We start from the raw sequence: 22,641 nt of genomic DNA, 5'->3' as shown, positions 1-22,641 counted from the left end.
TCTTCCAGAAATACTATCTTTGCGGGGCATAATGTATACACTTAAGAAATCACTCGGCCAGCATTTTCTGACTGATGAGAATATCAGCAGAAAGATTGTGGAATCGTTACCTGTATCAGAAGGCCAGCAAGTGCTGGAAGTTGGTCCGGGTGCCGGCGCCATAACTAAATATTTATTGCAGATTCCAGGCATCCACTTTAAGGCTATAGAATTGGATACTGAGAAAGTAACTTATTTGGAGAAAACTTATCCAGCTATCCAAGGTAAGCTTATCAACGAAAGCATATTGGATGCAGCTTTACCATTTGAAGGGCCTTTCAGAATTATAGGAAATTTCCCATATAATATATCAACCCAGATTATGTTTAAGGTGTTGGATTGGCGCTCACAGGTGGATGTGGTAGTTGGAATGTTCCAAAAAGAGGTGGCACAGCGTATAGCTTCTCCTCACGGCAATAAGGATTATGGCATTTTGAGTGTGTTGTTGCAGGCTTTCTATAAGATTGAATATTTATTTGAGGTGCATGAGAACTGCTTTAATCCTCCTCCTAAAGTAAAATCGGCGGTAATAAGACTTACCCGATTAGAACAGCCGGCAGATATTGCTTCAGAGCGTAAGTTTTTTGTTTTGGTTAAAACAGCCTTCGGACAACGTCGTAAGCAATTGCGTAATCCGTTAAAAACTATGTTTAGTAAGGAATTACTGGCAGAAGATCCAATTTTTTCTAAAAGAGCTGAAGAATTAAGCGTAGCTGATTTTGCAGCTTTATCCCATAAGATGATATGAGCAGGAAAGTATTAGTAACAGCTAAAACGCATCCATATTTAGTAGATCAGCTGGCCAATCATGGCTTTGAGGTAATATATATGCCTGCGATCACATATGATGAGGTTTACCGGGCTATAGGTGATTGTGTAGGCCTGATCGTTACTACGAGAATAAGGATAGATAAGCATATATTAGATAATGCCGGGCAGTTGGAGTGGATAGGCCGTTTGGGTTCCGGGATGGAATTAATAGATGTGCCTTACGCTCAGAGTAAGGGTATTCATTGTGTTAGTAGTCCGGAGGGCAATCGTGATGCCGTAGGAGAGCAGGCGGTAGGAATGTTGTTATGCTTAATGAATAATATTCTGAAGAGTAATTTGGAGTTGAGGGAAGGTATTTGGGAAAGAGAAGGGAACAGGGGAACAGAGTTGAATGGTAAAACTGTTGCCATTATCGGCTTTGGTAATACAGGTAGTACTTTGGCTCACAAGCTGGAAGGTTTTGATGTGAAAATACTGGCTTACGATAAATATCAGAAAGGGTTTGGAACAGGTCATGTGAAGGAAGCTACATTGGAAGAAATTTATAGGGAGGCAGATATTGTTAGTTTGCATTTGCCGTTGACCGAGGAAACAAGATATATTGGTAGTGCTGCTTTTTTTGCTTCATTTTCCAAGCCGATTTGGTTTATGAATACGGCCAGAGGTAAGTTGGTGAATAACCGGGATCTGATAGCAGCAATAGAGAATGGGCAGGTTCGTGGGGCTTGTTTGGATGTTTTGGATAATGAGAAGCTGGCTTCCTATAATGAGGAAGAGAAAGCTCAGTTGGCGTGGTTTTTAAAATCACCTGATGTAATTGTGACGCCGCATATTGCGGGATATTCGCATGAAGCGAGTATTAAGATGGCGAGGATTGTATTAGAGAAATTGAATATATTATAATATTATTGGAGGAACTGTATCCTCTTAGTTAAATTATTGATAATCAATATGTTTAGCTAAGAGATAAGGGTGTTTTTTCTTTATATTATTTTCATTATATTTGCGGTAATACCAGTAAACAACGCTTTCATGCAAATGGAGGCGTTGATTTTTTTTTCTTATAACCAATAAAACAGCAACAGGTTATGTCTGGCGTAAATTACGTTACTAAAGAGACCCTTGATCAAATGATGAATGAGCTGACTGTTCTTAAAACTAAGGGTAGAGCAGAGATTGCACGGGCTATTCAGGAAGCGAGAGAGAAGGGCGACTTAAAGGAGAATGCCGAATATGATGCTGCAAAAGAAGCTCAGGGCCTGCATGAAGCGAAGATTGCCACTTTGGAGGCGGCTATTGCCACTTCCCGTATTTTGAGTGCAGATACTATAGATACATCAAAGGTTTCTATTTTATGTAAAGTAACGATCACGAATATGGCAAATAAGAAATCTGTTACTTATCAGATTGTTTCTGAAACGGAAGCAGATCTGAAAGCCGGAAAGATTTCTATTACATCACCAATTGGGAAAGGCTTGCTGGGTAAGCAGGAGGGAGAAATTGCCGAAATTCAGGCTCCTAATGGTCTGATTAAATTTAAAGTTGAAAAGATAACTATATAAGTACTGTACTTTTAGGATATTTGCAAGGGTCTCTATTGAATAGAGGCCCTTTTTTACAGCCATAAATTAGTATTATGACCATATTTACAAAGATCATTAACGGTGAGATACCTGGGTATAAGATAGCGGAGAACGAGCATTTCTGCGCGTTTTTGGATGCTTTCCCATTGGTAAAGGGGCATACATTGGTGGTTCCCAAATCTGAAACTGATAAGTTTTTTGATGTATCTGATGAGTTAATGGGAGAATGGCTATTGTTTGCCAAACCTATTGCGAAGGCAATCGAACAGGTTATTCCATGCAATCGTATAGGTATTAGTGTTGTTGGATTAGAGGTTCCTCATGCACACATGCATTTGATTCCTATTAACTCAGCAGATGATATGAATTTTTCCCGTAGTAAATTGGAATTGACCGCAGACGAATTTAAAGAGGTACAAGCGAAGATCAAGGCAGCGTTATGAGTTGTCTTTATTGTCTTTATTATCTTTATTGTCCTTGTTGTTATCTTTATTTTTATTCTGATTAGGATTTGGGATATTAAAGCGGAAGCCCACACCATGTACGGTTTCCAGCCTGATTTGCGGATCTGCTTTAAAATGTTTCCGGAGTTTAGTAATAAACACATCCATGCTTCGGCCCAGGAAATAATCATCTTTCCCCCAAACATGGAAAAGGATATCTTCTCTTTTTAATGTTTTATTGGGATTGAGACAGAAGTATTTTAACAGGTCCGCTTCCTTTTGAGTAAGGGAGATAGATACCTCGCCATTGGCGGTGTATAGTCGTAAGTCTTCGTAATCGAAAGTCATTAAACCGATTGGATACAGTGTAGATTTCGATTTAGCCGGAGTTCTGGAGCGTTTCAGGAATACTTCAATTCGCAGGATCAGCTCTTGCATGCTGAATGGTTTGCTTATATAGTCATCTGCGCCAATTTGTAAACCTGCTATTCTATCCTCTTTTTCGTTCTTAGATGTGAGAAACAATATAGGAACATGGTCGTTACTTTCACGGATCAGTTGTGCTAACTCCAGGCCGTCTTTTTTGGGCATAACTACATCCAATAAGCAAATATCAAATGAACGTAATTGAAATTGTTCCCATGCTGCCTGGCCGTCAATACTGTGCACTACATCATATCCTGCCTCTTCCAATCGTTTTTTTGTAACTGCACCAATATTCTGATCATCTTCCACCAATAGGATTCTTGCTTTCATATCTGCTTGATGCTGATTAATGTAAAAAAGCTTGTTATAGTTTGTTCATAGAACCAATGAAGGTCATTTTTCATAGTTAAGCTATCGCTTATACTTCTTAACAGTTGTTCGGGTGTTAAATTTATACCACCAAAGTAACTACAATTTACGGATTTATAAAATAACCTGCTACATACGATTAATTATCTGACAATCCTTTCGGGGTGTTGTTGCAGGAATTGTTCCCAACCTTTTGATTTGCTCATTCCTGCTAAAGGATTACTCTCTTGGTAATAGTGACAAACTGCTACCGCCAGGGCATCTGTAGCATCAAAATAAGTAGGCTTATCTACTATTTTAAGTATGTGTTGCAACATTTGCCAAACCTGCTCCTTGTCTGCATTCCCATTCCCGGTAACAGATTGCTTAACTTTCTTAGGTGAATATTCTGTAACAGTGAGGCCATTCTGGATGGCAGCGGCAATAGCTACTCCCTGTGCCCGTCCTAATTTCAGCATACTTTGTACATTCTTCCCGAAAAATGGGGCCTCAATGGCAAAAGTATCCGGTTTATGTTGCTCAATAAGTGTATTTACACAGCAGTGTATCTGTTGTAAACGTTCATAATGGTCTTTATACTTAGATAACTTCAGCACATCCATTTCAATCAGGCTTATCTTTTTTCCTGTTACCAGTATTAAACCGTAACCCATTACTAACGTTCCTGGGTCTATTCCGAGAATTATTTTTGACTTGTTTGCCAAGCACCCATTATTTTTGCCAAAAAATTGACTATCTGAACAAAAGTACCAAAATAATTCTCAATTACTTATTAGGAACAGTGCTTTTTGCATGGTTAACCTATTCTATATACCACCAGTTGGTAAATCGCGATAATCTGCAGATATCATTGGAGCATATGGGCGATTCGCTGCGCCGTAAAGGGTGGGCAGGTGTTGCTCTCGTGTTTATACTGATGTTTTTTAACTGGGGATTGGAAGCCAGAAAGTGGCAGAAATTGGTTCGCCTGCTCGAAGATGTATCCTTTTTTAAGGCCTTTAGCGCTATTCTTTCCGGCGTATCCCTTTCCATTAATACTCCAAATCGTATAGGCGAATACGGTGGCCGTATCCTTTACCTTAAGAATGAGAACAAACTGAAAGCCATAGCCGCTACTATTGTTGGTAGCTTCAGCCAATTAATCATTACCATCATCTTTGGCCTCATTGGGTTACTCTATTATGTCAATAATTTCCCCCCTTCCTCTGAAAGCATTTTCCTGGATCCGGGGTTCTGGCATAAATTACTGTTAAGTGTGCTGATTGTTATTTGTGCGCTGACTGTTTTGTTATATTTTCGGTTACAAATAATACTGTGGGTATTCGACAAAGTACCATTTCTTCGAAAAGCGAAGGTCTATATTGAGATCATTGTTCAATATCCACCTAGTGAATTACGTTATCTGTTGCTGCTTTCAGCGTTCCGATATATTGTCTTCTCGGCACAGTATTTGATTTTGTTGGATGCACTCGGTATGGAATTCATGTGGTGGCAAGGATTTTTACTTAATAGTGTTATCTATCTGGTAATGGCTGGAGTGCCCACCATTGCCATCGCAGAATTGGGAGTTCGTGGCAAAGTGAGTATTTTTTTTCTTGGATTACTTAGCACAAATACAATGGCCATTATTGCCGCTACTGTAGGTATCTGGCTAATCAACCTTGTACTGCCAGCTTTCTTTGGAAGTGTGCTTTTATTGGGCGTCAAAATTTTTAAGGAAAAATAGCTTCCACCGATGAAGTATTTGTTACTCATATTTTTAGGACTTTCCTGTTTTCTTACCGTTGATGCGCAAAATGATTTTTGCTCTATACGCAATTCCAGCTTTAAAGCCGGCGAAAGCATCACTTTCAAAGTTTACTATAATCTGGGAAAAATGTATGTCGGCGCCGGAGAAGCCACTTTTAATGTTAGCCTCGATAAATTTGCCAACAGAGACGTTTACCATATTGTAGGCGATGGAAAAACCTTCAAAGCATACGATTGGATCTTTAAAGTGCGCGATAGATACGAAAGTTATGTTGATACCGCTACCATGCAACCCCTGAAATTTGTCCGGAATGTAAATGAAGGGGGGTATAAAATCTATAACAACGTTGTTTTCAACCAGGTAGGGCACCAGGCCATCAGTACCAATGGTACTTTTCCGGTTCCTCCCTGCGTTCAGGACGTCATCAGCGCTATCTACTACGCCAGAAATATAGATTTCTCAAAATATAAACCCGATGATAAAATACCCTTCGCCATGTTCCTCGACGACCAGGTGTATAATATCTATATCCGGTTCCTGGGCATAGAAGAAGTAAATACTAAATTCGGGAAATTCAGGGCTATCAAATTCAAACCCCTGCTAATCAAAGGAACCATCTTTGAAGGTGGTGAAAAAATGACCGTCTGGGTAAGTGATGACGAAAATAAAGTACCACTCCGTGTAGAAAGCCCCATCTCAGTCGGTAACATTATTGTAGACATGGTCAACTACGGCAATTTACGCTATCCCTTTTCGTCGCTTTTGAACAAAAGATAATCTCAATAGTTTTAACAATTCATTTGATAGAACTAGACTGAATTTTAACGACCTTACGTACCGTAGAAAAATTTTATATTTGTTATAATCAATCTCTTATAATCATGGAAGAACGTAAACCAAAGATATTACTGGCTGAGGATGATACCAACCTGGGCATGGTACTGAAAAACTACCTTGAACTGAACGATTATGATGTGGAGCTATGCAGGGATGGTATTTTGGCTTTGGCAGCCTTCCGCCGTGAAAAATTTGATATCTGCCTGCTCGATATCATGATGCCGAATATGGACGGCTTTAAACTCGCAGAAGAAATCAGAGACGTTGATCCTGATATTCCTTTATTCTTCCTCTCTGCAAAAACAATGAAAGAAGATATAATCCAGGGCTACAAGCTAGGAGCCGACGATTATATCTCCAAACCATTTGATAGCGAACTTCTTTTACTCAAAATCAAAGCAATCCTGAAACGCAACCAGGAATTAAACAGTAAGGAAGAAGAAATACATGAATTTGTAATCGGTTCATATACTTTTAATTCCCGACTACGTACGCTTACGCATAATGGAGAAACGCATACCCTCTCTCCTAAAGAGAACGAACTACTGCATATGCTCTGCGAACACAAAAATGATCTGTTGCCTCGTGAACTCGCTTTGAAGAAAATCTGGGGTAGCGATACCTACTTCAACGGAAGGAGCATGGACGTTTACATCGCTAAACTGCGTAAATACCTGAAAGAAGATCCAAATATCGAAATCGTAAACATACACGGTAACGGCTTCCGACTGGTTGTAAAAGAATAGCGGAACTGCCTGAAATAACTAAGCGGATACAGGAAATTATCAAGTTGCCTGTATCCGCTTTTTCTATCTATCAATTAAAATAATAAATTACTTCCTCCTCTAAATGAAGTCTTCCCCAAATGCACGTATGCTTTCTCTGTAACTTCCCTTCCTCTTGGGGTACGCTTGATAAAACCCTCCTGAATCAGAAAAGGCTCATATACTTCCTCCAGGGTGCCTGCTTCTTCTCCTACTGCGGTGGCAATAGTTGTTATTCCCACTGGTCCGCCTTTAAAGTTCTCAATGATTGTATTTAAAATACGGTTATCCATCTCGTCTAGCCCATATTCATCTACATTCAGCGCTTTCAGGCTTAATTGAGCGATGTCCATATCAATTACTCCATTTCCCACCACCTGGGCAAAATCACGTACTCTTCGTAATAAGCCATTGGCAATACGTGGAGTACCTCTAGATCTTCTCGCTATCTCAGATGCTGCATCTGAAGTAATTTTTGTATTAAGCAAGCCCGCCGCCCTCCAGATAATTTTCTGTAAGGTAGCTGCATTATAATATTCAAGTCTCGATTTTATCCCGAATCTCGACAACAATGGAGCTGTTAATAATCCTGATCTGGTAGTAGCTCCAACCAGTGTAAACGGTAACAGGTTTAATTGTATAGATCTTGCACTCGGGCCGGTTTCAATCATAATATCTATCCGGTAATCTTCCATGGCCGAATACAGATATTCTTCCACAACAGTACTTAAGCGGTGGATTTCATCTATAAACAACACATCCTTTTCTTCCAGATTAGTGAGTAGCCCGGCCAAATCTCCTGGTTTCTCAATCACCGGACCAGATGTTTCCTTGATATTTACCCCTAATTCATTGGCGATGATGCGCGATAAGGTAGTTTTTCCTAATCCCGGAGGGCCATGAAACAGCGTATGATCCAATGCCTCTCCTCTCAGCTTAGCTGCCTTGATAAAAATCTTGAGGTTCTCAATAATCTGCTCCTGCCCGGAAAATTCAAGTATTTCCCGAGGACGAATACTGTTCTCGAATTCTTTCTCAGCATTACTGAGTCTGTTCTCTTCTGGTCTTAAAGGTTGATTGGACATAATTCAATTCCATCAAAAATACGCAAATATTCAAGATAGCAGTTTAGTTGTATTAATCAGTCTGTATAATTATCTTTTCTTAAAATAACCCTATATGCGCAAATTTATCTGGTTAGCCTTGCTCATGGTAATACCGATACTGTCGTCAGCACAAAAAAGTAAGACATTCCTGTACCACTTTTTAATAAATGATACCTTACCACAAGGCACTCAGATTATCAATAAATACTATCGCATCAAAATCTCAGATAAAGATAAAAATGGAAATCGTGATCTGGTGTGCGTCTTAGAATCTGCCAACCGAGTGGGAATAGGCGATTACAAAGTAAACCTCACAGATACCCTGGACCCAACACATATAAACTATGGCCAGTTAGCTACTATGCAAATGTGGCATCTGCCTGTTCATTTTCAGGTAAATGCACAAGGTGTCGTAAGTGAAATATTAAATGAAAAAGAGTTAAAACAAATTATAAAAGACAGAACTGGAATCTATGACTATTACAGCAATTTTCTGAACGGTGAACCAACCCAGCTAAATACGACCGATCTACAGCCACTGTTCAGAGAGTTACCTGCCAGCAGGGAAATAGGCTACACCTGGAAGAAAGATGATATTGAGTATAAAATAACAGAGGCTTCGAAACGTAAACTAATTATTCAGGGCAAGCTTAAAACAGAATCGACAGATTATCAGTTGGATGAAGAATTCTTCGGTGGATATCCTCAGACTGTAAGCTGGAAGAGTATCTGGCAACATAAAGAAGGTGAAAGAGGCGTAAATCATTATAAGGTACGTGTAATTAATCCAGATACTGTATTTACGGTTCCTGATACGGCCATGTTCAATACCATGTTCCATATGAGTGGAATAAGTGATCGGCTAAGTATTAATAAACAAATTGATTCAACCAAACTCGCCAATTTTCTTGCACTAAATGATCCTAAATATTTGAGTATCCCTAAATATAAGAGAGCAAGAAGACAAATAATTCATATGTGCAAAGAATGCTGGGAGCAATACAAAGAGGAGCTGGAAAAAAGTACTACCTCTGAATTACAATCAGATCCCAGTGATTTATTTAATAAGCTACAGTTTATCACTTTACCAGTAGCAACTTCAATAGAAATATTAAATGCCTTTAAAGCCTATCCAACCAGATTAGACGACTGGGTGGATACACAGATGTCACAACGATTCAAAATTATTGACGATACCACCTGGGTGAATGAAGCAAAGAAGGAATTTGGAGAGACAGAATTCCAGGAGTTTCTTACAGCAACCAAAGCACGTACAGACAGCTTTATATTAGTGTTGGATCAGTTAGGACAAAGTAATGATTCTCTATTCCAGGCGATTCTAAGACCACAATACTTATGGGTAAAGGCTTTACGCACAAAAGATAAATCTCAGTTGCTCCAGTTGAAACAACAATTTGATAGTATTACAACTGCTTCCTTCGCATATGGTAAACCCGCTAAATATAAGTTACTGTTTTACGATCAGCTGAATAAAAATGGTTTGAATAAGGAAGCAGATTCCTTACTCGACAGGCTTATTGTTGATCTAAAGGAAAATCAGACAGATACGGCTTTCTGGAGTAGATATACTAGAATGAACGACAGAAAAAAAGCTAATAAATTGTTATTGGCACATAGCTACTATTTGAAATATAAACGCACTTTGCCTGAGAATAAAGAGGCTGCACTGAATTTCCTCGCCCAGGCTGCCTCATATTCGCCTTCGAGTAAACAGGAAAGTCCACATGAAGGATTTTATGACAGACACTTATTGTCGGCTTCCGAAAGTTATTCACCTTTATTTGCTGAGGAATTGAATAAAATTGGAAAACCTGAACTGGCAATTAAGGTGATGGCTCAGCAATTACAGGTAAATCCTAACCTGATGGACTCCCTTGAACGGCAATTTAACCGTCAGTTTTCCGGTAAATCCTTTCATCAGTTCTTTAAGGACGTAGTTGTAAAAGGATGGACTAAAGCACCGGACTTTAAGCTGAAAGGGCTGAATTCAGAGGATTATCAGCTGAGTGATTACAGTGGAAAATGGTTGCTACTCGACTTCTGGGGAAGCTGGTGTAGCCCTTGCAGGGAAGATTTACCGAATATCAGCAAACTTGTTGAGGAGGTTAATGCTGGAAAGCATCCCAATTATGCAGTTTTACTGGTATCCTGCCATGAACCTCTGGAAATCACAAAGCAATTCTTGGATAATTCACATTACAATTTTCCTAATGCTGTATCAGATTCAAAAATAGAAGATGATTATAAAGTTTCCGGATATCCTTCAAAAATATTAGTTTCACCAGCAGGAACTATGTTGTTATTACCTTATGGTACGGACTATGCTAACATATTAAATGTTTTTAGTTCAACATATTTTAAACAACAGGAACCACCAACAACCAAAATCACTAATACAAAGAACAACTAACCATTATGAGAAGAATATCCTTGTTACTTGGGGCAACCTTATGCTTCATGTCATACACCAACGCACAGGAAGTAAAGGAAAAGGAAGTAAAGCGTATCGTAAGTACATTGGCAGCAGACGATATGGAGGGCCGAGCTCCCGGCACTCCGGGAATAGAAAAAGCAGCTGCATTTATAAGCAAGGAGTTTGCATCTGCAAACCTGTTGCCATTACCCGGAGAAAGCAGCTATCTGCAGAAGTTTAATAAATACTTTCTGTCAACTACTTCACATTTATTAAAAATAAACGGTGAAAGCAAAGACTGGATAGTAATGCCAATTGGCAACAATCCGGATATTAACTGGACCATTGACGGAAGTTATACCATTGTGCATGTGAAGGATCGCAGAGATTTGATCAAAGCATTGAGGAGTGGTACTCCTGAGAAGAATACACTGGTGTTGATCGATTCATCTCTAACCGAATTTGTTTCGGCTATTCATGGGCATTTTTCCGAGAAGGTATTTGATACCAAAGAAGCATTGGAATCAGCTGTGGAAAAGGCTAAAAGCGGAAGCCAGATAGTTGCGGTGTTAGAACAATCGCCAATTGCTGATGATGCAAAAATTGAAATCAATATTAAGCGTACTATTTCAGTTAAGCCCTATGAGAATGTAGGTGGAATGATAAAAGGAAGAAGTAAACCCAACGAATATGTTGTATTTAGTGGGCACTACGATCATTTAGGAATTCTTCCTCCGGTAAATGGAGATGCAATTGCAAATGGCGCAGATGATGATGCTTCTGGTACTACAGCTGTAATTATGCTGGCTAAATATTTTTCTAAACTCAAACCTGAAAGATCTGTAATCTTTGTTGCGTTTACCGCTGAAGAGTCGGGCGGTTACGGATCGACATATTTTTCTGAGAACCTTGATCCTGATAAAGTGATTGCAATGTTCAATATAGAAATGATTGGTAAGGAATCTAAGTTTGGGAAAAACAGTGCTTTTATAACGGGGTTTGATCGTTCGGATTTCGGACCAATTTTACAACGTAACCTGAAAGGTTCTGTATTTAATTTTTATCCTGATCCTTATCCTGAGCAGGATCTGTTTTATCGTTCTGATAATGCAACCCTTGCCCGCAAAGGAGTTCCTGCACATACAATTTCAACCACCCAGATAGATAAAGATCAGTATTATCATACTGTTGATGATGAAGTTGAAACATTGGATATTAAGAATATTACCAGTATTATTAAAGCTATAGCGGCAAGTTCCACTTCTATTGTTAATGGAACGGAAACGCCTACACGAATAGAAAAAGAATCATTAAAAAAATAATAGTGATCCTTATATTATGATCTGGTTGAGCTTACTTCAACCAGATCATTTTTTTATTATTTAATATAACGTTGCTGCATATTCGAAATTTGTTTATTAAATTTAACCCTGAAGACTTTCCCCATAGTCATTTAAAACCATATCAATATATGAGAACCGGAATCTTTAAAAGATGCTGTACTATCGGCATTGCCACAACTTTCCTATTTTCCTGTACGAATCAGGAAATGGTGAAACCAGATCAGTCAATTGATGACGCTGAAAAGGCCAGCGTTAATTATGAGATCTCGATCGACAATCCTACGTACACATTAACTCCTGATGCCGCAGGCAGGCTTTCCGCTATTACTGGTGATGCAGCTATGGCCAAAGCAGCAACAGGCGGGTTTGATGTTACCTGGGATACTGCCACTGCCAGACTAAGAGAAATTCGCTTCGATGCAAAAAGAGGCAAGGATGAAGTAGAATTCAAATTAAAAACCGACAGACAAATTGATCTGAAGAAAGCACCTGCATTTATAGGAGCTATACAGATTCCTAAGGGTACCTATCAGCAGGTGAAAGTTTTTGTTTTGGCAGAAGGAGATAAAAAAGATCCTGCTGTTAGATTTAAAGGTTTCCTCACCTGGGATGGTAAGAAAATACCAATGGAAATTCAGTTGGCCGGAAAAATCGAACTATCTGCAAACGGAAAAGATGTAGTGGTTTCTGATACCGGTATTGACTGGAAAGGTAGCCTGAAAATTTCAATGGATATGGTACTTACCAAACTGCAGATTGGTGATTTTACAGGTTCTTTTGCTAATGGTAAATTATTTATCAGTGTGGATGTAAATACAAATTTACACGACAAAGTGAAAGGTGCATTGGAAAACAGTATGTCTGTAGAACATAGCCACAACTAATTTTTTTTACTAGGTGCAGGTCCGCTTGCCGCGCTGCACCTAGTATTTACGGAAACCAGCCAATAATAGAATCAAAGCACCAGTAGATATTTGCATGATGTCTCTTAGGCTTTGCAAAGCCCGTGCAGATAATTTATAAGCGCCTTTAACAGAAATATTCATCATTTCTGCAATAACATCATAATCCAATTCTTCGAAATAGCGGAGATAAATCATTTCCTTTTGCCGGGCATTTAATTGATTTAAGGCCTGTAGGAGCTGTTGTTGCTGTTCCTGTATTTGCTCTTTTTTTATATAGGCAGATTCTGAAGAGAAGTAAGCCAGGAAATCTTCAGGGGCCTGGTCGAGCCCCACTACCACAGCATTGCGCCTGGGCCGCTGCTGATTGTAAATAGTACTTCTTAATGCTACTAATAAATATGGACGGATGTTGACAGTTGTACTAAGGGTTTGCCTGTTTGTCCATAATTTGATGAATAGTGCCTGTATGGCATCTTTAACCAGATCTTCATCCGAACATAATCTCATACCATACTCATAGAGCCGCTCAAAATAACGGTCGTAGATCGTTTCAAAGGCTTTCTCCTGGCCTTGTTGCAACGCTTCCCAAAGTACAATATCACTAGATTCAGCAAAATCCATCTTCCTGGTTAATCGGCTAAAAATACAAAATAACCTATTGCTTGTTTCAACAAAAATTATCTCATAGCTACTACAACAACCATTATTTTATATGCAATTTTTTTCTGCATAAAAATTAATGAATCTCAACACTCTATAAGTTTTAATTAAAAAAGTATAAAAAAATTGAAAAAAAGTGGGGTGTTTTGCAAATCCTTTGTGTTCTGTAATTAAGCAGCAAAGGTTTTGTCTACTTTCCTGTGATTGATTTTTGAGGTGCCAACGGATTTATAATTGGAACATAACAACTATCATTTATTTACTAAAGAAGATTTCCTCGAGGATACCCGGTTCCTGGAGTGGGTAAGGTATGCACACCCTGAAGCATCAACGTTTTGGGAGGCATATCAACAAAGTAATCCTCCTAATCTGGAAGCCCTGCAGCAAGCCAGAATGATGTTGTTATCTATATATTCGATGGAACGGATAACTCCACCAACCAGGCTTAAGGCTTCACTGTGGACAGATATTCAGCAGGAATTAAAATCGGTTCCCGTTGTGAAATTGGTGCCTAAACGCCGTATCTGGTGGGCAGCAGCAATTCTTTTACCATTAGGTATTCTGACAGCCTATATTATAAAAGAACGCAATGCAACAAAAGTAATAGCCAGTAATTATGGAGAGCTACTGAAATTCAGATTGCCAGATTCAACCTTGGTACAATTAAACGCAAATTCTGAAATCAGCTATAAGAACTGGGGAGATGGAAAACGTGAAATATGGTTGAAGGGAGAAGCTTTATTTGAAGTAACTACCATACATCCAATAGCCTCGCCATTTACAGTGTTTGCCGGTGATGTAAAGGTAGAAGTACTCGGAACAACCTTCAACATAAAAGAAAGAAGAGAAGAAGTAGCAGTTTTCTTAAAAGAGGGAAAAGTAAGAGTGTCTACATTCAATGGCGACAAATCTGTAGTGCTTCAGCCAGGCGAATACCTGAAGTTTACTAAAGAAAAAACGTTGGTTCCGCAGGGTAAAGCTAAAGCTGAAAATATGCTGTCCTGGACAGACCATAAATTACAACTGCATGAAACTTCTGTAAGAGATATTCTGACAGCTCTTCAGGATACTTACGGATATAACATAATACTTGAAGATGGTTCCTTGGCTGATAGAAAGATCAACGGAACTTTATCAATCAATCACTTGAATAATGTATTGTTCGAGTTATCAACAATTCTGAATGTAAAAATTGAGAAAAGCAACGATACGCTAACCTTCAGGAATACAGGTCAGCACGGTTATTAAACACATAATACTAAAACCAAAATCAATGGGGATTTGTATCAAGCAAAGCCTTCGGGGAGTCCTATGCCTGGGCTTGGGCGTAATAACAGGATACGGAGCAGTAGCACAAACTAAAAGCATGCCTGCAGTGGCAAATGAAAGTGCCGCCCGCGTTCCGATTAAGTATGCCCTGGACAAAATAAGTGCTCAATACGGCACCACCTTTACTTATGAAGCAGTATTATTAAAAAACAAATTTACTACTGCCAAACTCCTGGCTGCCAATGGAAAGCCAGTTGAAGAGCTGTTGAAAGAAATCCTTTATCCTTCTGAATTGTTGTTTTTGTATGTAGACAAAAACCATTACACCATCGTAGCCCGTCAGAAAAAAGATGCACAAAACATGTCCTCAATTGCTATGGCCAATGACGGAGAAAAGCGCTCATTAAATGGTATTGTAAAGGATGCAGATGGAAATCCCTTACCAGGTGTAACCATTCAGGGAGAAGGAGAAAAATCATGGGCAATCACTGATAACAACGGTTACTATATTATCTCTGTACCTATTACAAGCAACTCCCTGTTATTCACTTTTGCCGGAATGGAACAGAAGAAAGTACAAATCGGTAAACAGAATACTATCGACGTTAGTATGGCCAACAAAATACTTAACGAAGTAGTTGTTACCGGTTACCAGACACTTTCTAAAGAACGCGCTACTGGCGCCTTCTCAACCGTTAAATCTGCTGATCTCGAAAAACGTAGAATTCAAAGTCTCTCACAGGTACTGGAAGGTAATCTGCCCGGCCTCGTTACTTATAAAGGAGATATCAGTGTACGGGGTATCAGTACATTTAACGCAGGAAATTCTCCACTATATGTAATTGATGGTTTCCCTGTTGAAAAAATCGGATACAATAGCAATAACAGACTGACGGATTATGTTCCGGATATCAACCCGGAAGATATTGAAAATATTACTGTGCTGAAAGATGCTGCTGCTGCTTCTATTTATGGTGCCAGAGCGGCCAATGGAGTGGTAGTAATCACCACCAAAAAAGCAAAGTCGGGCCCTATGAAAATTAATCTGTCGGGCGATTTTGCAATAACTTCCAAGTATGATCTTTCCTACCTAAATAAAGCTGATGCTAATGAGTTGATTGATCTGACCTATGATTATTACGATAATAATCCGGCAATTAAAACTAATCCGATAGCTGAAGCAGCACGCTTAAGAGCTGGAAACGGACTTATTACTCCGGCATTGGATTATCTGTTGCAGGTTGCTGAAGGGAAAATTACCAGAGAAGAAGCAGATGCGAAATTAAACGGACTCAGAACCCAGAATCTGTATAATCAGCAGATCAAGGATAACTTAATGCGTGCGGCTTCCAATCAGCAATATAATCTCACTATGTCTAAAGCTACGGCCGGTAACGCTTTCAATTTCTCAGCTACCTTTAAAAACATGCAGGGTTATGATCTGAAAAATAATTCTAAATACCTGGGGCTGAACATTAGGAACAGTGTTAATATCAATAAGTGGCTGTTAGCGGATGTTGGTGCTTTTATCTCTTATGGAGATGTTACCAATCCGGGTTCTTTCTCAGTAAGTGATATTTTTAATCAGCAATTACCATACGAGCCTATTTATGATGAGAAAGGTAACCCACTGCCATTAAGGAATGCACTTAGCTCACAGCAAATTGCCGACTACCAGAAATACAATCTGTTTTCCGCTGATCGCTACTATGCAAATGAAGTGGATATGAATCTGATTAAAACAAAGACCCTGGCAGCGCGAATGAATGGTAGATTAAATGCTAAGATTACCTCCTGGCTGAACTATGATATCATGTTCCAGTATGAGAATATTGGTAACAACGGAGAGCAGTTAATGGATGTAAACTCCTACTATATGCGTAATCTGCTGAATACCTACAGTGCCCTTGATGCTAAAGGTAATGTGGTATATAAACTTCCGGTAGGCAATTCTTTCAGAAAAACTGATGATTATTACAGAGCTTATACATTCAGAAATCAGCTGAATTTTAATAAGACAATACATAATCGTCACGACATCGTAGTAATAGCCGGTTCTGAAACCCGAGAAACGAAACTGAACCGTAATTATAATGCATATTTCGGCTACGACCCGCTTACCTTAAAGTATATACCTTTTAACGTGGCTGATCTGACAAACAGGTTTACCGGCTTAAACCAGAAGGCTGCACAGTTAACTGCAAGTGACCTGGCATTTATGATGGAAAACATAAACCGTTACTTCTCATTCTATTCCAATGGAAGCTATACCTATAATGATAAGTATATGGCTAGCGGTAGTATCAGGTATGATCTTTCCAACCTATTCGGTACAAATCCAACTTACCAGTATCGTCCGTTATGGTCTGCCGGTTTGAGCTGGATTATGAGTAAGGAAGAATTTATGGCTGGTATTAAATGGCTGGATTATCTGAAATTACGAGGTTCCTATGGTGTGAATGGTAATGTGGCCAGAAATGCTGGTCCGTTTATGGTGGCAAGCTATGGCTATAATTCTCTTACAAATAATCAATCTGGTAATATAGGTACGCCTCCTAATCCTAATCTTCGTTGGGAAAAAACAACTACTACTAACATAGGTTTTGATTTCAGCATATTCAGCAACCGTTTATCCGGTAGCGTTGATGTATACAATAAGAAGAGCAATGACCTCCTGAGCACAGTTACCATCAATCCTGCTCTGGGCTTTGTTTCGGCTTATGTTAATAACGGAGCAATGTTGAACAGGGGGATAGAGCTTTCATTGAAATCTCAGGTTATTCGTAACAGTGCTTTTGGCTGGGAAGTGGTGCTTAACAGCTCTTACAATAAGAATAAGGTTACCAGAGTGGATTATACTCCTCAAACGGCTTCAGAATTGGTTAATAATGTTGCTAATTATTATCTGCAGGGTAATCCGTTTAAAAGCCTATATGCATACTCCTACATGGGCTTAAACGAAAAAGGAAATCCTACAATTTTAAATAAGGAAGGAAAACCAACAGATGCTCTTGTTACTTCTCCGGATATAGCACATTATATGGGTTCTTTCATCCCGGTATACAGTGGTGCTTTAATCAATAACTTCAGCTATAAGCGTTTCCAGCTCTCTGTAATGTTTGTCTACAATGCAGGGCATGTACTGAGAGATAATATGCCATACTCGATCAGTTCTTTCCCTAATGGAGTGACTACTGCAGGTGTTAAGGATGCATGGAAAAAACCAGGCGATGAATTAATTACCAGTGTTCCTCGTATTAGCTGGGAATATGATAAAACTGCGGCAAATAACAGAAGTGGTTATTATCTCTATAGCGACGCAGCAATATATGATGCATCATACATTAAGGCAAGAAATATAGCATTGAGCTATACCCTTCCCAAGAGCTTATTACAGCATGTAAATATCGGTGATGTTCGAGTACGTGTACAGGCAGATAACCTCTTCTACATTGGATTTAATGGTAAAGGTATAGATCCGGAAGCCACTGGTTATTCTGGCTCGGGTCGTACATTACCAATAATGCCTACTTACAATTTTGGATTCAATATTTCACTCTAATTCATGGCTGAAAAGATTAAGATATGAAGCGTTTAATTTATTTAGCATTGTGTGGGGCCATGATGACCGGCACAATCAGTTGTAAAAAATACCTGGAAATAGTACCGAAAGGACAAAAGATTCCTCAAACATTCAACGATTATAAAGCACTGGTAGAACATTCAGATGCGCATACATTCGATTATGGTAATCAGATCTATGTATCAAATGATTTCTACATGCCGCTTTTCTCTCAGCCTACTGTGAACCTGAGTACCATCAATTTTAACTGGCAGGAAGATAAAAGCAGAATCGATTTCCTGAATAATGATGCCGGATACAATGCAGCATATAGAGGGATATTTGTCTACAATGTGATTATCAATAATATTTATGCTGCTACCACAGGTACTGAGGCAGAGAAAGCACGACTAACAGCACAGGCTAAGCTGGGAAGAGCTATGTTTTATTTCTACCTCATTACCAGTTATGCAAAAATGTATGATCCTGCCACTGCAACCCAGGATCGTGGAGTGCTGCTGAATACTTCCGATAATATGGAAACAGTGTTAAGACAGGCATCAGTGCAGGAGATTTATGATTTCATTCTGAATGATCTGAATGCTGCATTACCTGATTTGCCAGCTACCAGCGAAGATGTATTCTTTGGTAATAAAGGAGCAGGTTTTGCAATGCTTTCAAGGTATCATCTCTTTATTAAAGATTATACGAAAGCAGCTATGTATGCGGATTCTGCATTGAATAGAAAAAATACTTTATTTGATTATGTTGAATATTATAACCAGAATAAAGTATTGGCTGATGGAAATGCAACTTCTATCAATATACCTCGCTTTGAATTCAACAATCCAGAGAACTATATATTCCATTATGCGAGCGCTTATGTTCAAACCCAGGGCTTTTATATCAGCATGCTGAGAGAGTCTGATTCCACACAGTATGATATGGGTGATGCCCGTTTCAAAGTGAATTATGCGTTAACGCCTTTTGGAACTGAGAAGGTTTGGGCTTACCGACGTAACGACAACGTAAATGGTGGAGGTATTCGTACTCCTGAAATCTATTACATCAAAGCAGAATGTCTGGCACGTGCAGGTAAGTTCAATGAAGCTATGGAGCTTGTGAATACAGTTCGCCGCAAGCGTATCAGACCAGAGTTCTATTCCGATGTTTCAGCTATAGATTTGAAAGGAGCAATGGCGCAGATTTACCGTGACCTGAGAAACGAATTTCGTGGTACCGGATTAAATTATCTGACTTTGAGAAGATTGAACAACGATCCTCAGTTTGCACAAACGCTTACGAAGAAAGAAGGTGATAATACCTACAGTATTAAACCTGACTCGCATATATGGATTATGCCATTTTCAATTAATGCAATAGCCCAAAGTAAGGGTGTCCTAACACAAAACTCTAAATAAGCAAAAACCAATCATTAAGAAAAGGTTGCCTGTCCAGGCAACCTTTTTTAGTGGGTATACTGATTAAGTTGTAAAATCAAATCCGGATCAGGGCAATTTTGCAAATACTTCTCTTTTTCACTGTAGCGGCAAACTCCGGGATAATCGCCCCGAAATCCTTGCATATCTTCTATAATCTGAAAATGTAAGTGTGGTGGCCAGCCTCCATTTTCAGCTGGAGTACCGAAATGAGCTAAAAGCTCACCGGCCTTGATTGGCATATGCTCGTATAACCCCTTCAAATTAGAGATACTCAGATGTCCATATAGCGTGTAAAAGGTGAATCCATCCAGCTGATGCTGCAAAATGATAGTGGCTCCATAATCCCCGAAATGATCATTGAACCTAAAGCTATGTACATGCCCGTTGAGCGGTACATAAATCTGTGTACCTGCTTCTCCCCAAACATCAATTCCTAAATGCAACCTGCGGGGCTCATCTCCTGCATCAAAATGCGGACTTACTGCATAAATAGTGCGATGTTCTGCATATCCACCAATTCCAAGCCTGCATCCGGCATCTTGTAAAGTATGCTGAATATACCTGCTGAACTTATTAATATCCTGTAGAATTACTTTTGTCAGAACAGTATTATTGGCCGTAAAATCCATCACCCAAAGGGTTTCATGCTCATTGATGAGCGGTACTATTGGCCGAAAAGTTGACTGGTGCTTTTTTAGTACCTCCTGTAACATTTTTTTAGGCGCTTGATGTTCATCTAAATATAAATATTAATTTGAGTATAAAATAATCATCCGTTGCACTTTCCGGTATATATCGATGTCTTATCCTTGCATTTTCCCCTGCATGCATTAACTGAAACATTAGGAATGTTTCTTGGTTTCAGGTATTTTCTCTTCCTGCGTAAGCAACAGGGCGATCTTATTACAAATAACAACCGGATCTGGATAATTATCGGAGCTACATTCGGAGCCTTGGCTGGCAGCAGAATACTTGGAGCATTGGAAAACCCGCTGGCGTTGTATCATTCCGATAATCCATTACTATATACGTATTTAAACAAAACAATTGTTGGTGGGTTAATAGGTGGACTAATAGGAGTGGAGTTAATGAAGAAGGTTGTTAAAGAAAAAACCTCCAGCGGCGACCTTTTCGTATATCCTTTGATTTTTGCCATGATTATTGGCCGCATTGGCTGTTTTTCAATGGGCGTACATGAGGAAACTTATGGTATTCCTTCTGCATTACCCTGGGCTATGGACCTTGGAGATGGGCAGTTAAGACATCCTGTTGCCCTGTATGAAATAATCTACCTGTTAATATTATGGTTTATACTAAGCCTGGTTTCACGTAAATGTAATCTGGAGAATGGCGCAAAATTTAAACTATTTATGATAGGTTATCTGTTGTTCCGTTTATTACTGGATTTTATTAAGCCTGGATATCGTTACCTGTTTGGACTGGGTTCTATACAATTGGCCTGCATTGCAGGACTACTTTATTATTCACGAGATATTCTTTTTCCATCACGTTTGATTCAAAAACAATATGCCTGAGAAAAATTATACTTATTACGATTTTACGCTGAGTATCTGTAGTACCTGTTTGAGAAGGGTAGATGCTAAAATTATTTTTGAAGAAGGAAACGTTTACATGGTTAAACATTGTCCTCAGCATGGAAAGGAAAAGGTAATAATCGCCACGGATATAGAATACTACAAGAATACACGCAACTATAACAAGCCATCTGAAGCTCCGTTAAAAACTAATACTAAAACACATTATGGATGTCCATATGATTGTGGTTTATGTCATGATCATGAGCAGCATTCCTGCCTGAGTGTTATTGAATTAACAGACCGTTGTAATCTGACCTGTCCAACCTGTTACGCAATGTCGTCGCCGCATTATGGCCGGCATCGTACATTGGAGGAGATCGAAGAGATGCTGGATATCATTGTAGCAAACGAAGGACAGCCAGATGTTGTGCAACTGAGTGGAGGAGAACCTACTATTCATCCTCAGTTTTTTGAGATACTTGATATAGCCAAACGTAAGCCGATCCGCCATTTAATGATCAACACCAATGGTGTCAGAATAGCAAAGGATAAAGAGTTTACTGCAAGATTGGCTACCTATATGCCGGATTTTGAAGTGTATCTGCAATTCGATTCCTTCAAACCTTCGGTTCTTGAACGCATGAGAGGTAAGGATCTGACGGATATACGCAGGCAGGCTATAGAAAACCTGAATGAAGCAGACCTGAGTACTACACTGGTAGTAACGCTGCAAAAGAACATGAATGATGATGAAATAGGAGAAATCATCGATTATGCCTTGAAACAACCTTGTGTCAGGGGCGTTACTTTTCAACCTGTGCAGGTGGCAGGAAGAACAGACGATTTTGATCCGGCTACTGATCGTATAACTTTAACGGAAGTACGTCAGCAAATCCTTGCTCAATCACCTATCTGGAAGGCCAATGATATTATTCCTGTTCCCTGCAATCCCGATGCTTTAGCAATGGCTTATGCTCTGAAAATAGACGGACAGGTTTTTCCACTCACCAGATATGTTGATCCTGCTGTGTTACTGAACAATGGGAAAAATACAATTGTATATGAGCAGGATGAAAGGTTACACCAGCACGTACTTAAAATATTCAGTACAGGTATTTCAACAGATGCAGCAGTAAATGATATGCAGTCGCTGCTTTGCTGTTTGCCACAGGTACAGGCGCCGGGGCTTAGTTATAAAAACTTATTTCGCATAGTGATCATGCGTTTCCTGGATGCTTATGATTTTGATGTTCGCGCCATTAAGAAGTCATGTGTTCATATTGTGCATAAAGATGGGCGTATCATCCCATTTGAAACTATGAATCTTTTTTATAGAGATGATAAAGAAGCATATTTGAAGGAATTGCAGAAGGAGAGAGAATCCATATCAATCATTTAAA

20 protein-coding genes are annotated in these 22,641 nt (G+C 39.2%); 15 read left to right on the top strand and 5 right to left on the bottom strand.

Going from position 1 to position 22,641, the window contains the following annotated elements:
• Positions 1-31: 31 nt before the first annotated feature.
• From rsmA to DVR12_RS25920, 4 genes are all read left to right on the top strand, one after another.
• Positions 32-787 carry a 16S rRNA (adenine(1518)-N(6)/adenine(1519)-N(6))-dimethyltransferase RsmA gene (gene rsmA, locus DVR12_RS25935; protein ID WP_116978722.1) on the top strand — a complete coding sequence of 252 codons (756 nt, stop codon included), beginning with the start codon at positions 32-34 and terminating at the stop codon, positions 785-787.
• Positions 784-1,713 carry an NAD(P)-dependent oxidoreductase gene (locus DVR12_RS25930; RefSeq protein ID WP_116978721.1) on the top strand — a complete coding sequence of 310 codons (930 nt, stop codon included), beginning with the start codon at positions 784-786 and terminating at the stop codon, positions 1,711-1,713. The genes rsmA and DVR12_RS25930 overlap by 4 nt, the downstream gene beginning before the upstream one ends.
• A 185-nt stretch (positions 1,714-1,898) precedes the next feature.
• Entirely contained in the window at positions 1,899-2,372 is a 474-nt protein-coding gene (gene greA / locus DVR12_RS25925) for a transcription elongation factor GreA (RefSeq protein ID WP_116978720.1), read from the top strand.
• 74 nt (positions 2,373-2,446) lie between these two features.
• Positions 2,447-2,836 (top strand): HIT family protein, encoded by a 390-nt coding sequence (locus tag DVR12_RS25920; protein WP_199417207.1) that lies wholly within the window; start codon positions 2,447-2,449, stop codon positions 2,834-2,836.
• On the opposite strand, the gene DVR12_RS25915 is transcribed toward DVR12_RS25920, so the two are convergent.
• Together DVR12_RS25915 and ruvC are read right to left on the bottom strand one after the other, a co-directional pair.
• A complete protein-coding gene (locus tag DVR12_RS25915; protein ID WP_116978718.1) occupies positions 2,831-3,592 on the bottom strand; it encodes a response regulator transcription factor in 762 nt (253 codons plus the stop codon). The genes DVR12_RS25920 and DVR12_RS25915 overlap by 6 nt on opposite strands.
• Before the next feature lie 182 nt (positions 3,593-3,774).
• On the bottom strand, positions 3,775-4,335 hold the full coding sequence (ruvC, locus tag DVR12_RS25910; RefSeq protein ID WP_116978717.1) for a crossover junction endodeoxyribonuclease RuvC: 561 nt from the start codon (positions 4,333-4,335) through the stop codon (positions 3,775-3,777).
• Positions 4,336-4,412: 77 nt separating this feature from the next.
• Here ruvC and DVR12_RS25905 point away from each other — a divergent pair, with 77 nt between their 5' ends.
• From DVR12_RS25905 to DVR12_RS25895, 3 genes are all read left to right on the top strand, one after another.
• Positions 4,413-5,357 (top strand): lysylphosphatidylglycerol synthase domain-containing protein, encoded by a 945-nt coding sequence (locus DVR12_RS25905; RefSeq protein WP_158563376.1) that lies wholly within the window; start codon positions 4,413-4,415, stop codon positions 5,355-5,357.
• Between the two features lie 9 nt (positions 5,358-5,366).
• Positions 5,367-6,158 (top strand): DUF3108 domain-containing protein, encoded by a 792-nt coding sequence (locus tag DVR12_RS25900; RefSeq protein WP_116978715.1) that lies wholly within the window; start codon positions 5,367-5,369, stop codon positions 6,156-6,158.
• A gap of 104 nt (positions 6,159-6,262) precedes the next feature.
• Positions 6,263-6,964 (top strand): response regulator transcription factor, encoded by a 702-nt coding sequence (locus DVR12_RS25895; RefSeq protein WP_116978714.1) that lies wholly within the window; start codon positions 6,263-6,265, stop codon positions 6,962-6,964.
• Positions 6,965-7,038: 74 nt separating this feature from the next.
• Here DVR12_RS25895 and ruvB read toward each other — a convergent pair whose 3' ends face one another.
• Positions 7,039-8,067: a Holliday junction branch migration DNA helicase RuvB gene (gene ruvB, locus DVR12_RS25890; protein ID WP_116978713.1), complete on the bottom strand. Its 1,029-nt coding sequence runs from the start codon at positions 8,065-8,067 to the stop codon at positions 7,039-7,041.
• Between the two features lie 94 nt (positions 8,068-8,161).
• On the opposite strand from ruvB, the gene DVR12_RS25885 reads away from it, so the two are divergent.
• The 3 genes from DVR12_RS25885 (at position 8,162) to DVR12_RS25875 (ending at position 12,749) form a co-directional block, all read left to right on the top strand.
• Positions 8,162-10,519, top strand: a complete 2,358-nt coding sequence (locus tag DVR12_RS25885) for a TlpA family protein disulfide reductase (protein ID WP_116978712.1) — start codon at positions 8,162-8,164, stop codon at positions 10,517-10,519.
• Positions 10,520-10,524: 5 nt separating this feature from the next.
• The gene (locus tag DVR12_RS25880; protein ID WP_116978711.1) at positions 10,525-11,844 is read left to right on the top strand and encodes a M20/M25/M40 family metallo-hydrolase; all 1,320 of its coding nucleotides are present in this window, start codon (positions 10,525-10,527) and stop codon (positions 11,842-11,844) included.
• A 149-nt stretch (positions 11,845-11,993) separates the two neighbouring features.
• Positions 11,994-12,749: a hypothetical protein gene (locus tag DVR12_RS25875; RefSeq protein ID WP_116978710.1), complete on the top strand. Its 756-nt coding sequence runs from the start codon at positions 11,994-11,996 to the stop codon at positions 12,747-12,749.
• A 39-nt stretch (positions 12,750-12,788) separates the two neighbouring features.
• On the opposite strand, the gene DVR12_RS25870 is transcribed toward DVR12_RS25875, so the two are convergent.
• Positions 12,789-13,391 (bottom strand): RNA polymerase sigma factor, encoded by a 603-nt coding sequence (locus DVR12_RS25870; protein WP_116978709.1) that lies wholly within the window; start codon positions 13,389-13,391, stop codon positions 12,789-12,791.
• Between the two features lie 273 nt (positions 13,392-13,664).
• Here DVR12_RS25870 and DVR12_RS25865 point away from each other — a divergent pair, with 273 nt between their 5' ends.
• Genes DVR12_RS25865 through DVR12_RS25855 form a run of 3 tightly spaced genes read left to right on the top strand, consistent with a single transcriptional unit; the run spans position 13,665 to position 19,682 of the window.
• A complete protein-coding gene (locus tag DVR12_RS25865) occupies positions 13,665-14,678 on the top strand; it encodes a FecR family protein (protein ID WP_116978708.1) in 1,014 nt (337 codons plus the stop codon).
• 25 nt (positions 14,679-14,703) lie between these two features.
• Positions 14,704-18,261, top strand: a complete 3,558-nt coding sequence (locus DVR12_RS25860; RefSeq protein WP_116978707.1) for a SusC/RagA family TonB-linked outer membrane protein — start codon at positions 14,704-14,706, stop codon at positions 18,259-18,261.
• A 23-nt stretch (positions 18,262-18,284) separates the two neighbouring features.
• The gene (locus tag DVR12_RS25855; RefSeq protein ID WP_116978706.1) at positions 18,285-19,682 is read left to right on the top strand and encodes a RagB/SusD family nutrient uptake outer membrane protein; all 1,398 of its coding nucleotides are present in this window, start codon (positions 18,285-18,287) and stop codon (positions 19,680-19,682) included.
• Positions 19,683-19,729: 47 nt separating this feature from the next.
• On the opposite strand, the gene DVR12_RS25850 is transcribed toward DVR12_RS25855, so the two are convergent.
• Complete coding sequence (locus DVR12_RS25850; protein ID WP_116978705.1) at positions 19,730-20,416, bottom strand: peptidoglycan DD-metalloendopeptidase family protein; 687 nt, start codon at positions 20,414-20,416, stop codon at positions 19,730-19,732.
• 63 nt (positions 20,417-20,479) lie between these two features.
• On the opposite strand from DVR12_RS25850, the gene DVR12_RS25845 reads away from it, so the two are divergent.
• Positions 20,480-21,238: a prolipoprotein diacylglyceryl transferase gene (locus DVR12_RS25845; RefSeq protein ID WP_116978704.1), complete on the top strand. Its 759-nt coding sequence runs from the start codon at positions 20,480-20,482 to the stop codon at positions 21,236-21,238.
• A complete protein-coding gene (locus tag DVR12_RS25840; protein ID WP_116978703.1) occupies positions 21,231-22,640 on the top strand; it encodes a radical SAM protein in 1,410 nt (469 codons plus the stop codon). Before DVR12_RS25845 ends, DVR12_RS25840 begins: the two co-directional genes overlap by 8 nt.
• Position 22,641 lies beyond the last annotated feature (1 nt).

Source organism: Chitinophaga silvatica, assembly GCF_003419895.1.
In the GTDB taxonomy this organism is placed as follows: domain Bacteria; phylum Bacteroidota; class Bacteroidia; order Chitinophagales; family Chitinophagaceae; genus Chitinophaga; species Chitinophaga silvatica.
The sequence above is the reverse complement of the archived record's forward strand: the minus strand, read 5'-3'. Positions and strand labels throughout refer to the sequence as shown.